Below are 13,668 nucleotides of genomic sequence, written 5' to 3'. Positions count from 1 at the left end.
GAGCACAAATCAACAGCCTAATTTAACACAGCCTATTTTATAAATTAAAAGGAGGCAGAACGATGTCTACAGAAGTAAAGCAAAGAAAAATAATTTTAGATTTAGCTGTTACGTTAGATGGTTTTATTGAAGGAAAAAATGGAGAAATTGATTGGTGCATAATGGATTCGGACATGGGTTTTATTGATTTCTTACATCAAATTGATACCATTTTATACGGGAGAAAGAGCTATGAGTTATGGGGACAATTCACTCCAGAAACAGAAGTGACGGAAACTGAAAAAGAATTATGGGAGTTAGTACATAGTAAACAAAAATATGTGTTTTCCAGAACGCAAAAGGGGACGGATGATAAAGCTATATTTATTAATGATCAAATACTAGAAGAAGTCAATAAATTAAAGAATAAGCCAGGTAAGGACATCTGGTTATATGGTGGAGCCAGTCTAATTACTACTTTTATAAAATTAGGGCTTGTGGATGAATTTAGACTATCTGTTCATCCAGTTATTTTGGGAGAAGGAAAACCGTTGTTTATGGATTTACAAAAGAGGGTAAATTTGAAATTAGTTCATACAAGATCATTCTCCTCAGGCGTTGTTCAGCTACTCTATCATTTGGATAGAGATTAGGAATGGTATGATTCATTCAGAATCTTGAGATTAACTAGTCGTTTGAAGGGTATAGAATTAGATAAAAAATCCGGCTGATCTATTTGATTCAAAATAGTATCAGCCGGATTTTTTACCTATTAACAATCTGGTTAGAAGTACGGACCGTTAAGACATAATATCCGAGATAAATCATCACATAAGCCCCCATAGCCGTAATAATCGGAGTGATGATGTTGTAATCTGCAGCCCCATATAAAGTGCTTAAGGCTCGTATAATGAAAATACTATGGCAAATCCCAAACTACTAAAGGCAATCCAAAGATAAATATGGTTTGTCTTGCAATAGAGTGCCTAATCTCCCGTTTGCTAACACCAATTTAACGCAAAATACTATATTTTGCTTGATCAGCATGAGCGTCTGTCACCTGTTTAAAGTATATGATACTCCCAGTTGCTGCCAAAAATATCAACCCTAAAAATCCTAATAAAAACAGATCCATTCCTGCACTCTCTAAACCATCCTTATACTCCTCATAAATGGTAGTCAGTTGTGCATCCTCCGCCTCTCTGAGCTTCAACAGCTGATCGGATGTTTCTTTCGTCGTTTTCTCAACTTCAACCTTATAAGCTTTATATCTTAGTGGTTTCACTTGTTTGGCTAAATGATCAAACATCCCATCGCTTACTATCACATAAAAATAGAATGAGGAAGGATGGTGTTTTTTTGGAAACAATCAAATCGATGTTTAAGCATGTACAATGGGCGAATCAACGAATTCTTGAAGCCTTACAAAACGGTGCGGTGGAGAACAAGCAGGCGAATTTCTCTTCTCGCATATTCTTCATGCGGAAAATATTTGGTTTACTAGAATAAAAGGAATCGATAGTTCACAATTACCGATTTGGGAAGAGGTCAGATTAGATAAGTGTGTTGAACTGGTAAAGCAAAATAATCATAATTTTACAGGATTACTTTCAAATCTATCCCCTAGTGAACTTGATCAACTAGTGTCCTATAGAAATAGTAAAGGTACAGAGTTTCATAATACAATAAGGGAAATCCTAACTCATGTCGCTCTTCACGGTCAGTACCACCGAGGACAAATTAATCATCTTCTAAGAGTAGCAGACCTGGAACCTATTAATGTTGACTTTATTACATTTAAAAGATGATTTTAGCAAAATAAATGGCACATAAAAGGCATAGGTTCAATGCACTGCACCCAAATTAATAGAGGTGCCTGGCACTTTTCGGAGGTGACTTAATTCGACTAGTGACACAGGTGCCTTTTTAAATGGCGGATACTTTTTTTCTATGATAATTTTCATAGACAAGGGTAATCTGAAGCTCCATATAAAAATATACAATATAGGAAATCTTTACCTTATAATCGTAAAAAAAACAAACTAAAATTAACATAAGTTAATTATTGGCTATGGTTAATCCTATGAACGTCAAAAGATCAAAGGAGCTAGACGATAATTTACCAATTAAACATGACCGAATAGCTCGTCTTATTAAAGATGGACGATTCAGCTACGCCATCACCCTTTTAATAAGCTGTAAGACAATAGGATGACACGGAGAAGCTTGCGCTATTTTCACCATCCGAGCTAGAGTTCCTAAAGGAGCACCGCTAATCTTTGCTTTATGACTAGACTGAACTAAGGAATGTAGGCCAAGAGACATAGGAGGGTACGGCACCATAAGCTGCACAGAGATCTATTGTGCATCACATACTGATCCACCCACCACAAACCAAGTTTATCCGATGGCGTTGGCGTAGCGTACATAGCTACTGTTATAGTTTCACAGATTAATAAAATACTGTTGATCAGGTGTCGAAAAATATTATTTTGACACCATTCCAACGTGGAAAACCGTTGATAGATTTGTATTTATAGAGGAGGTGATTTAATGCCATAATATCAAGGATTTTGACAGTTTTTCTTCGGATGGGAACCACTATACCGTATGCTTCGATCATTAAACCAATTAAGTTTTATAAGTAACCACCATAGTAAATGCATGCAGCTTCTCTCAATATAATTATATTTTTATAGGTTAAAATGAATATTTTAATAAAGGAGCTTTTCATGTTGAAAAATAAAGTAAAAAGTATGGTGAATATTTTTTTGAGCTCTGCCATTGTTTTCGGCGGAATTGGGCAAACAGTGGTGGCCGAGGGTAATAACGATGCTAATCAAGGACAACAAAAGATTTCTAGTGAGGAAAATGTAAAACAGTGGTTAAGTGAATATGAATTCTATGAGGATACCAGAGATGGATTAATCTATGAGAAGGTTGCAATAAATGAATTAAAGCGTTTCGTAACAGTCATAAAAGATAAGAATGCTAAGTTAGATTCTAATACACTAGATAATCTGATTGTGGAATTTGATAAGTCCGGAGACTTTAATCAAACAGATATGAATGAACTTGAAATGTTTGAACAATTGATTAACCAATATGAACAAGCAGTTCAAGAGGAGTATATAAAAGAGGTGGTTCTAAAAAGTGATCTGCTCTTAAATATCAAACATAAGTTAACAATATATCTATGGGGCTATGCATCAAATAACGATTTTAATGAACCAACTGAAGTATTACTTGCAGATATACTCTTTAATTTTTATCTATCGGATAAAATTGTCAACAAAAATGCTATCGGCATCTTAAAAGATATCGCTGATCAATCGGATCACAATGGAAATAAAATAAAAGCTCATTTGGATAACGCTGTGAAAATGTCTGAAAAAGCTAATGGATTTCTAGAAAAAGATCTAGGTATCCCTGCAGCAAAGTCCTATCAAAATGCATTTAAACAAGTGTTATTCGGACTTGAAAAAGCAGGCTATACATTTAACACAGAATTCTTTGAATCTACCACTGACACAGACGGTGACACCATAACAGATGGAATAGAATACCAAGAGGGAATGAATCCATTTAAAATGGATACAGATGGGGATGGATTAAAGGACAATATTGAATATGAGATTAAATCATCTATTTCCCCAACAAAATATGATACAGATCATAATGGCATAAGTGACGCAGATGAAGATAGCGATGGAGACGGCCTGAATAATAAAGATGAGCAGGTTTATCAAACAACTTTGATTAAGAAAGATTCCGACCAAGATAGTTTAACTGACGGATTTGAAGTACAACAGTTTGATTCATTACCTAATAAGGATGATTCAGATAGCGATGGATTAAGCGATGGAGATGAATTTGCTTTAAAGACAAATCCGAATGTTGCAGACAGTGATAATGACGAGACCCCGGATTCACAAGAACTTCATAAACAATCTATTCGTAAATCATTTAATCAGCCTGATAAATCAGAAATTACTAGTGTAGAAGTTAGTTTTAGTGCAACGGATAATATTAATAAAACAACTAGAATTACAATAAACAAAGTCAATATCAAAACAGCTAATTTATACGGTCTTATTGGTTCTCCTGTAAGGATCAATACTCAATCAGAATTTGATAAAGCAAGCATTAGATTTACTTATGATGAAGCACAGCTTGGAGAGACATCGGAAAATGATTTAGGCATCATTTGGTATAATGAAGAGGAGGAAATGTTTGAAAGCCTTAACACTGTGTTAGATACAAGTCAGAATACAATAAGTGTGGAAACTACTCAGCTTAGTGAATATATGATTGTTGATAAGAAAAAATGGTTGGAGCTTTGGAGTAAGGATACTGACTACTCAAAGAATCTTGATGTAACTAGAGATGGTCCCGGTGGTGGAGAGATAGATTCAGATGGGGATGGCTTATATGATACCTATGAAATTGAAGGAATGAAAACACCATACGGTAAAATCTACACGAATCCTGACTTGAAAGATAGTGATGGAGATGGATTAACCGATGGGCAAGAAATGGGTCCATTGAGAACATTCACGTTTGAGTTTTTTGGAATTACGATTCATTTTGAAGGTTTCTTTCCAACCAGTTTACCTGACAAAAAAGATAGTGATGGAGATGGAATTTTTGATAATGAGGATTCAAGACCGTTGAACTCTGATTTATCCGAATTAGTCATTTTTCAATCAGATAGACCAGAAGGCCATGATGAAAATGGAAATGTAGCGAATGATATGAAAACGGATGATTATACAGGAGATGAAATGACTGACATTAGCTGGATGTTCCATCTTCAATTACTTGAATCATATTTCCCAGGTATATTATTTGATGAGTTCGAGATGATGTCAACAGACTTATTTTCTACGGGAGAAATGGAAGATGTAGTTTTAGATATGATTGATCATTTTGAGGAGGGAACTGGTGCAGATTATAGTAATCAGACTTTAACTAAAAAAGCTAGTGAGCATGAGACAACAAAAGCCTATGTTGACTATGTCAAAAATGCTTTAGTTGATGAGCTAAAGAAAAATGGAGGAAATTTGGCAGCACTTCGGTTTGATAAAAGTACAAAAGCAACGAATACATTTTATCAAAATATACAGGATAATGCTTCTTACCCGACGTTTAGCAGCTGGGGTGATAGAATAGGCGGACTTACAATTACCGTAAATGATACATGGGGGAATACGATATCCGTAAAAGATTTTTCAGTAGAGAACAATCACTTTGAAGGGGTTATGCATGTTCGTTTATATGATCATTTTGGGTTAGATCAGCCAGATGTGGAGAAAATGTATGTTAACTTAGCAGGATTTCGTGCTTGGTTTGTCTTACAGCACCATGAAGATTATGATGGCGAATATAAACCCTTTGTTAGTTTAATGGAAATGGATATACCATTCGAGGGGGAATTGAGCAATTAAAGTTAATTTAAAAATTCTAGTTTTGATTATTGGTACATTCTTCATTTCATTCTACATAATTGGATGTACAAAGAATGAGGACTCAAGCGGGGAAACAAAGATTTTCGAAATTGCCAATACAGAACAAGTTGTTGGTAAAAAGGATGAAGAAGTGGTGTCTCTTAGAAAGCATTACATGATTCTGAACCCACCAAATGATTTAAAAAATATGAAAGAATTAGTTGAAAAATACATTAAGAATCATCCAGTTGAAGGTGAAATGAACGTAATAGAAGGAAAAAATAGGATTTTTTATATGTCCTTCTATAGGGAAAGTGACGATTTGCCAAGAGACTGGCAGCCTGATGAAAGTTACATGAATACGGATCGGATGGAACATCATAAACATGATCTCATTGCATCGATCATTTGGTCAGATGCTGAACCACAAAAAGAGTACAATGTTTATGATAAAAGTAAGGAAGGAAAGGTCCTGAAGCGGATGCATTTTATGGAGGATAAGCTTGTTGAATGATACACTATCCATAGACTAACATATAAAACAGAGGTGCTAAACACAGACCACCGGTACTATTGTACGTTATATAGGACATTCAATAACACGAGAATATGCCATAATGACAAGTGTTTTCTACTTCGGTAGAAGGCGCTTTTTTTCATTATTAATAGTTTATCGTACCAGAAGGTGCTGAAGTTTTATATGCGTTGTTTAATACGTGATAACCCTTAATCGTTTACATTGCCCCGGAAAAAATCGGTAAGTTCTATTGGTTGAATAATAAGAAGATATTTAGTCGAATACGGATTTTAAGACCGTAAATCTGATGGTAGTAGTTATTGGATAAAAAAATAAATGAATTACAGTAGGTGAAAAACATGGATCGCAAAAAAGAGTTGAAACAACAATTTAAGGAAACATCCGTTGAAGCAGGAATTTATCAGATAAAGAATAGGATCAACAATAAAATATTGGTTGGAAGTACGAAAAACTTTAAAACGCTAAACGGTATAAAATTTATGCTTGAAACAAATGGGTATACCACCAACAAAGAGTTGCAAAAAGAATGGAACCAGTACGGAAAAGATGCTTTCATAATTGACATACTAGAAAAATTGAAAAAGAATGATAAACCTTATTTTAACGAGAAGGAAGCATTATTAGCTCTAGAAGAAAAATGGTTAGAAAAGTTACAACCATATGGAGATCGTGGTTATAACCAAAAAAAGTAAACTGATCATTTTTTTATGGTATTCATAAATATTGATTTCGGCCATAAGAATATATACTTCTGCCATCCTTTGTACTAATATTTGGCACATTTATACAGTAATTGAATTGATGTTATATTTCTGAATATTTCAGTATAATCGAACTGTTAATTACCATAAAATGAGCAGTGGTAAGGAGATTCTGTTTAGAATGAGGAAGGATGGTGCTTTTTTGGAAACAATCCAATCGATGTGTAAGCATGTACATTGGGCGAATCAACGAATTCTTGAAACCTTACAAAACGGTGCGGTGGAGAACAGGCAGGTGAATAATCTCTTCTCCCATCTTCTTCATGCGGAAAACGTTTGGTTTACTAGATTAATGGGCGCGGATAGTTCGCATTTACCAATCTGGGCAGATATTAGTTTAGAATCCTGTGTAGAGATGGTTAATCAAAATTATCATAATTACGCTGAATTACTTTCAAATTTATCCAATACGGACCTAGATCGAGTAGTTTCCTATAAAAATAGTAAAGGTACAGAGTTTCGGAATACAATAAGGGAAATCCTAACTCATGTCGCTCTTCACGGCCAGTACCACCGAGGACAAATTAATCAACTTCTAAGAGTAGCAGACCTGGAACCTATTAATGTTGACTTTATTACTTTTAAAAGATGATGTGTAGATTTAGCAAAATAAATGTCACATCAAAGGCATCGGTTCATGCCGATGCCTTTAAACATAACAAGTATTATTTGTGTAATGTTTCTATATTCGTTGTTTTTGTTAATGAAAATTTAATTAAACCAAGGATTAAAAAGAACATACTGATTGCCCAAAGGACTCCTGAAATTCCAAGACGCAAAGATATTTCTTCTGATGCCATTGGATGATTTACATCAAAACTGATTGCTTTTATGGCTTGGCTAACAGCCCAGCTGAAAAATAGTAAAAATCCAATTACTAATGTATAGGCCATACGAAAGGGTTTCCGTTTTTTCGAAAATAACAATAGTAAAACGATAATAAACGTAAAACCTATTATGATAGAGAAACCAACTATTAACATACCCATTGTTTCCTGCTCCATCGGCATTTCTATATTCACCCCCAAATTACCACATTATTGTTTATATTAACATAAAATTCCATTACCATAAAAGGTTGTCATTCGAATGAAGCCCTTTAGAGAAATTTACAGGTTAAGTTTTGAATTAGAGTATTAAATTCTCTCATAGGAATGAATGAAATAACTAAGAAAACTTGAGATTAAAAAATATGAAACATAAGGGATGTTTGAATTATTAATAATTAGAAATATAAAAAAGAAGCAAAATATGCTTCTTTAGAATGGGGAATTAGTTATTTGAGCTTATTTATTTATCCTTTAAATCGTAATACATTTTTAGATTTTTCCCTTATCTAATTTAGTATAGCTCTCAATTTTTGTAACCGAATAAGCTGCAAAATAAAAAGTTAAAAAAATAATAAAATCATAAAGAGTGGACCAATTCTTAGGGTTGTAGAAGTCGATGGCATTAAAGAAATTCATTCCTCCAAATGCCGCAATTGAAGAAAATATGATACCCTTTAACAAGGGATTCATTTTTGGTTTAATTTGTAGAGCTAACATTACCGCAACGGGTGCTAAAGAAAAGTGATAAGGTAAAAATAGAAAAGGTGCTAGAGGGATGATTACCATTGGGTATGACCAGAGCCCTAAAGATAAGGCAGCAAGATCGATTGTAAGTGATAATAAAATAGTCAGTAAGCCGCCTAAAAGGAGACGTCCCGTGCTATCTTTCTTCCTAAATCTAAACCAAACAATCCATGGAACAATAAATAGTGCGAGACCAAACCACCATTGCCATGTTGAGAGAAATTCTTCCTTCACTATATTTGCAAATAAAGAACTGATCTCAGTTAATTGATTATAAGCTTTTTCTGATTGAGCGAGCCCCTTCTCAAATGCCAATTCCATTACACCTCCAAAAACATAGTAATAATATATTTTTTTCAGTTAAGTAATAAATTATGCAATGGTGTTTCTTAAGAAAAACAGGAGCCTTCCCCCCTTAAAGGATATGCTGCGGCAACTCCTTTTCTTATTAATCTAAAGGGGAGGATAGTTTAATATGGGTGGGGCATTTGGTCTAACTTTTAGAGGAAATTATACTATTGAATATATCTTCTAAAGGAGACGATTTTATGATATTTGAGATTATTGCAGGACTGCTTGGAAGTATCGGACAAGATACTCATTAAATACAAAGAAAATAGATAAGCATATTGAAGAATTAAGAAAAAATAACTGGTTTAATAAGTTATACGATTATGAAAAGTATCATCGTTTGTTCTTCGTAAATAAGCCAGTAAGGAAGTTTTTGCAAAGTACCTTTCTAACTAAAAGACTTATAAACAATCCTAATACACAAATTAGCTTTAAATCTCTTCTTGATAAGCAACTAAGTTAATAATCCTTATTACGCTAACGAAGCAGGTTAATAAGATATACCTGATAAATGATTTCAAGAACAGTTCTAATGAACGTTTATTATTTCTAAAGGTAACTACAATTGGAAAAAAGCCTTTTGGTTTATTTTCCACAAGGAACTTTTGCTTTTAGTACAAAGTAGGGTTTGGATAACAGGCAACCGTTTCCATAAATCTTTCATCAAAACCAGAGTAAGTCCAGAATGTACCATTCCACCTATATCCTGCAACTTCACCATATTGGAGGTACGTCGGGTAAAACCAGAATCCCTCCCCATTCACTAACCAAACATATGTGTAGTTATATAAACAGTCGACTAAATAGTGTGAAGGAAAGGGTTTTGGTGGAACGTATGGAGGTGGTGGGGATTGTGGTTGTTGTCTTATTGAACCTTGCGGTAGAAAAAATGCCATATATTTTCACTCCCTTATTAGATAATTGCCCAACATAATATGCCGTTGTAATTTGCTTAGGTACAAAATTACCAAAATATTGGCGGTACCCCCTGAATAAAAAATCTTATCATACAAAGAATATGTATAGTTTACTACCAGATCAGGAGGGAGTCGCATGGTAAATATAATGGAAACAATCATGGATGCCATGAAATCACTGACAGTTCAAGACGAAGACCAACCTCTACATGTCGGAGAAGTAATGGCATGCTGGATTTACTTAGCTGGACTTGAATTAGCCAAAGTATCTGTTCAAGCAGGTATAAATACCACGTCGGATGATGAACTAAAAGCAATACTTGAAGAAGATATGAAACTAGGGACCAGTCAAAGGGAAAGACTTCATGATTTCATGATTAAGGAAGGAATTACATTACCCCCTGCCCCTGAAGATATGCCAAAATCAGACCCTAACAGTATTCCTCTTGGTGTTAAATTAACGGATGATGTGATTGCAAACGAATTATCTTTAAAAATCGTTAGTTTAATTATGCGTGCTGCTGGTGCTGCTTCCGAATCAATTCGTACAGATGTCGGATTAATGTTTATTCAGTTTCAAGCGGAAAAATTTGCCTTCGCTACTAGATTAAAACATTTAATGCGAAAACGCGGATGGATTAAGGTACCACCGTTTTACGTTCCACATGGTTCCCACCAATCATTAAGTTAGAGGTAGCGTAAATAGCGTAAATAGCATGTGGGCAAGAACACAAGAACACACTAAGCTCTTCCAGGAAGGATTAATATGCCAATCAATACTTGATCTATTACCTATGGTTCAAAAAAATCTTTACTATTACATGGTAACTATGATCCTGTCATTTTGCTCAAAGCAAAAAGACAGAGTTATGAAATTGAAAAATAGACAGAAAGATATTTTCAAAAATAGTGGGCATTTTCCAGGGTTGTAAAGCCTGAGAAATACTTAAAAGAAATATTAAGTTTCATGCATAAATAATGAATCTATTTGTAAGCAAACGCGTGCTTTCCTTAAAGATCTGGCTGCCAAAAAAGCAGCCTTTTTTTTGAGCTAACAAGCAGTTTAGTTGAAGAGGAAAAAACGTTTAATGCGATTTTTGACTCAAAATTGCGAAAAAAAAATGAACTGTCCTTTGAAGACAGTTCAATTAATAAGTATTTTATTTTTTAAGAGGGGAAATGACATTGTTATAAAAAATCTTTCCCATTTAGCCAACAAACCGTTTCCATTTTCACCACGTAGTATTTTCATTTCGTGGTTCTTATGAAATTCTGTTATTCGTTTAGTATGTTCTTTATGCCATTGATGGAGAGCAACTTGTTTCATTTTTATTCTCCTCTCTTTTAATACCTTAATTATATAGTTCTGGTTGAAAATTACATAGTAAATTTAGCCACAAAAATTGACATAAAGATGTTAAACAGGAGGAGAAAATTATGCAATGGGAATGGGAGTACGATATTGAAATTGAACCTGTAAGATGAAGAACAACAATGTCGTAATACGAGGATATTGTGTACTTCTTGTTCAACTACTGGATGCTTTCCTTTAAGAACCAGCTGCCATTTCGGTGGCTTTTTCTTATTGAACTAAAGAAGCAGATAGTTGAAGAGAAGGTAATTGGGAAAACTGGTTATAATACAATGGACATTAATTTTTTATTTAGGAGATAAAACAATGCTTTCATTTTTTAGAAAACAATTTCTTGAAGACAGAATTAAACCTATACTGTTTTTACAGGTAATATTGTTAATCTGTGCAATAATCGTTTATTTACAGACTTATAATAAGGTAAATTATTTTTATTCTGGCATTTTGAACATAATTGCAGGAGTGATTTTTTTATTAAATGGTATTGAGATATAGATTCTTAAAAAAAGAGGTTATATTTTCTGGCTCATCTTATCTGTACTTTGGTTGGGAATAGCATTCCAGAATTTTTTCTTCAAGTAACGGATCAGGTTAGCATTCCTGTAGATCGTTAATTATCAGGTTTGAAAAAAATAGAGCCCCTCAGTAAGATACGAGTATAGAGTCCAATCTAACTCAGAGTCTTAAGGAGGAAGCCCTACTATGAATTTTAAAATGCAAGACAAACAAAATCAACTAATTGAAAGAATTTCCGATACACATCTTATTGTTGGTGTTGATATTGCTCAACAAATACACGTTGCAAGAGCAGTTAACTTCCGTGGAATTGTAGTCGGAGACCCTATTACATTTGAAAATAATGAAGAGGGGTTCGTTAATCTATTAAACTGGATTCGTGATTTAAAAAGATTAAAAAAACTAGATGCGGTAATAGTAGGTATGGAACCTACAGGGCATTACTGGATTAACCTGTCAAAATGGTTATATGACCAAAACATTGAGGTAGTAACAGTCAATCCCCACTTAGTAAAAAGGAATAAAGAGAATCGTGATAATACGCAATCAAAAAGTGATAAAAAAGATGCACTCGTTATCGCAGATATGGTCAAAAACGGCTACTACTCCTTTATTCGTCCATCTTCAGAATCATTTGAAAAACTTAGAGTTCTAATGTCTAACCGTGATGTAATTGTTAAACGACTCGTAATGTCTATAAATCAAATAAATCGATGGGTGGATGTTGTCTTTCCAGAGTTGCGACAAGTGTTTAACGATGTTTCGTGCAAAGGAGCAATCGCAACCCTTCGTTTGTTTCCAACTCCAAATGAAATATCTTCGATGGATTCACTAGATGTCCAGAGGGGCTGGAAGTCATTAATGAAAAGACAGCCAGGCCCTAAAAAAGCTCAATTACTGATCAATCTAGCAAAAACTTCTATAGGAACGGGACAAGCACTTGATGCTTATAAATTCCATCTAGAACAATTAATAGAAGAATATGACCTCGCTTTAAAGCAACTCGAAAGAGTTGAACAACAAGTTAAAGAAGTTCTCTATAATATACCATTTGCACAAAAACTACTTACGATTAAAGGGATAAGTGAAATTTCATTAGCTGGGATACTAGGTGAGTCAGGAGATCTAAGTGGATTCTCTCATGGAAACTCTCTATTACGACATGCGGGATTACATCTAGCTGAAGCCAGTTCAGGCAAATGGAGAGGTCAGATTGTGATTTCAAAGCGTGGAAGGTCAAGACTACGACGATTCCTCTATTTAGCAACTATGAGCCTTGTGATGAATAACCCTGAATTTAAAGCACTACATTCCCATAATGTGAAGGTTAAGAAGATAAAGAAAATGAAATCAATCATGAAACTGATCGGTAAACTAGCAAGGATTTTTGTAGGAATTGCACGACGAAACGAGTCTTACTGTCCTAATAAAATACAAGAATTAATCCCTTTAGCTGCTTAGAAATAAAGCATTAGTTTATAAAATATACCAATTAAAAAATCGACTTTAACTTTTGAATGTTGTCTTATTCGTAGGATTTCAAATATGCACGGAGTACCAGATTTCTTATACAAAAGGGCAATGAGACCCATCAGGTTAGCATAACTGGCCTCCACCCCTTGGATAGGCATGACGAAGGAATGAGAGGGCAATTGACCCGTTGAGACATGGGAGGGAAAGCCTCCAGGGGCGGCGTGGAGATGTGCATTATATGGTAAAATATGGAGTAGTAGCTAACTCCTTTATTTAACCATGCCTTCACGAAGCCAAATGATCTGAATTCATTCCAACTACCCGTCATTCGATTTATAGAGGTTATGAAATCCTGCGAATAAGTGAGCATTCAAGAGATATTCGTATCAATCTGAGGGAGTATAATAGGGAATTAAGGGAAATTTCCTAGATTTTGTCCATTAAACAGAGCGGAAATTTATGTATAAATATTTTTTTATTAGTGAGCGATTAGATAGAATTGAATTGTTAAAAAAATTATATTTCAAATATTTGAGCAAGAAAAAAATTACGGAGTGACTATAATAATAATTATTATATAAAACTAGTTAGGAGTTATAAAAATGATACAATCTGTTGTTCATATAGCCCTAGTTGTTAAAGAATATGATGAAGCTATAGAATTTTATACGAAGAAACTTCACTTTACTCTAATTGAAGATACATATCAACCCGAACAAGATAAGCGATGGGTAGTTGTA

At 34.3% G+C, this 13,668-nt stretch carries 15 protein-coding genes; 10 read left to right on the top strand and 5 right to left on the bottom strand.

Annotated features, from left to right (window positions below):
• Positions 1-62: 62 nt before the first annotated feature.
• Positions 63-632, top strand: a complete 570-nt coding sequence (locus tag CHI06_RS19960) for a dihydrofolate reductase family protein (RefSeq protein ID WP_095250362.1) — start codon at positions 63-65, stop codon at positions 630-632.
• 359 nt (positions 633-991) lie between these two features.
• Here the strand turns inward: CHI06_RS19960 and CHI06_RS29430 are convergent, their stop codons facing one another.
• Entirely contained in the window at positions 992-1,288 is a 297-nt protein-coding gene (locus CHI06_RS29430; protein ID WP_142300987.1) for a hypothetical protein, read from the bottom strand.
• A 50-nt stretch (positions 1,289-1,338) separates the two neighbouring features.
• On the opposite strand from CHI06_RS29430, the gene CHI06_RS30655 reads away from it, so the two are divergent.
• The 6 genes from CHI06_RS30655 (at position 1,339) to CHI06_RS19925 (ending at position 7,317) form a co-directional block, all read left to right on the top strand.
• Positions 1,339-1,488: a hypothetical protein gene (locus tag CHI06_RS30655; RefSeq protein WP_257009381.1), complete on the top strand. Its 150-nt coding sequence runs from the start codon at positions 1,339-1,341 to the stop codon at positions 1,486-1,488.
• On the top strand, positions 1,452-1,787 hold the full coding sequence (locus CHI06_RS19950) for a DinB family protein (protein WP_306453831.1): 336 nt from the start codon (positions 1,452-1,454) through the stop codon (positions 1,785-1,787). Before CHI06_RS30655 ends, CHI06_RS19950 begins: the two co-directional genes overlap by 37 nt.
• 924 nt (positions 1,788-2,711) lie before the next feature.
• Positions 2,712-5,426, top strand: coding sequence for a DUF3289 family protein (locus CHI06_RS19940; RefSeq protein WP_179292709.1), 2,715 nt, complete (start codon positions 2,712-2,714; stop codon positions 5,424-5,426).
• Between the two features lie 22 nt (positions 5,427-5,448).
• Positions 5,449-5,940 carry a hypothetical protein gene (locus CHI06_RS19935; protein ID WP_095250360.1) on the top strand — a complete coding sequence of 164 codons (492 nt, stop codon included), beginning with the start codon at positions 5,449-5,451 and terminating at the stop codon, positions 5,938-5,940.
• Positions 5,941-6,302: 362 nt separating this feature from the next.
• Positions 6,303-6,656 carry a GIY-YIG nuclease family protein gene (locus CHI06_RS19930; protein ID WP_095250359.1) on the top strand — a complete coding sequence of 118 codons (354 nt, stop codon included), beginning with the start codon at positions 6,303-6,305 and terminating at the stop codon, positions 6,654-6,656.
• Positions 6,657-6,867: 211 nt separating this feature from the next.
• The gene (locus CHI06_RS19925) at positions 6,868-7,317 is read left to right on the top strand and encodes a DinB family protein (RefSeq protein ID WP_095250366.1); all 450 of its coding nucleotides are present in this window, start codon (positions 6,868-6,870) and stop codon (positions 7,315-7,317) included.
• Positions 7,318-7,390: 73 nt separating this feature from the next.
• Here the strand turns inward: CHI06_RS19925 and CHI06_RS19920 are convergent, their stop codons facing one another.
• From CHI06_RS19920 to CHI06_RS19910, 3 genes are all read right to left on the bottom strand, one after another.
• Positions 7,391-7,735 carry a DUF4131 domain-containing protein gene (locus CHI06_RS19920; protein ID WP_257009380.1) on the bottom strand — a complete coding sequence of 115 codons (345 nt, stop codon included), beginning with the start codon at positions 7,733-7,735 and terminating at the stop codon, positions 7,391-7,393.
• Positions 7,736-8,044: 309 nt separating this feature from the next.
• Positions 8,045-8,620 carry a CBO0543 family protein gene (locus tag CHI06_RS19915; protein WP_257009379.1) on the bottom strand — a complete coding sequence of 192 codons (576 nt, stop codon included), beginning with the start codon at positions 8,618-8,620 and terminating at the stop codon, positions 8,045-8,047.
• 641 nt (positions 8,621-9,261) lie between these two features.
• Entirely contained in the window at positions 9,262-9,546 is a 285-nt protein-coding gene (locus CHI06_RS19910; protein WP_179292708.1) for a transporter, read from the bottom strand.
• 157 nt (positions 9,547-9,703) lie between these two features.
• Here CHI06_RS19910 and CHI06_RS19905 point away from each other — a divergent pair, with 157 nt between their 5' ends.
• A complete protein-coding gene (locus CHI06_RS19905) occupies positions 9,704-10,258 on the top strand; it encodes a DUF3231 family protein (RefSeq protein WP_095250358.1) in 555 nt (184 codons plus the stop codon).
• Positions 10,259-10,711: 453 nt separating this feature from the next.
• On the opposite strand, the gene CHI06_RS19900 is transcribed toward CHI06_RS19905, so the two are convergent.
• On the bottom strand, positions 10,712-10,894 hold the full coding sequence (locus CHI06_RS19900; protein ID WP_095250357.1) for a hypothetical protein: 183 nt from the start codon (positions 10,892-10,894) through the stop codon (positions 10,712-10,714).
• Between the two features lie 747 nt (positions 10,895-11,641).
• On the opposite strand from CHI06_RS19900, the gene CHI06_RS19890 reads away from it, so the two are divergent.
• Together CHI06_RS19890 and CHI06_RS19880 are read left to right on the top strand one after the other, a co-directional pair.
• A complete protein-coding gene (locus tag CHI06_RS19890) occupies positions 11,642-12,916 on the top strand; it encodes an IS110 family transposase (RefSeq protein ID WP_095250355.1) in 1,275 nt (424 codons plus the stop codon).
• Positions 12,917-13,530: 614 nt separating this feature from the next.
• The coding region (locus CHI06_RS19880) for a VOC family protein (protein WP_179292707.1) at positions 13,531-13,668 on the top strand (138 nt) is incomplete at its 3' end.

This window comes from Bacillus sp. 7884-1 (assembly GCF_002272245.1).
Classification (GTDB): domain Bacteria; phylum Bacillota; class Bacilli; order Bacillales; family Cytobacillaceae; genus Neobacillus.
Note: the sequence above shows the minus strand (reverse complement) of the source record. Positions and strands in the feature narration are given on the sequence as shown.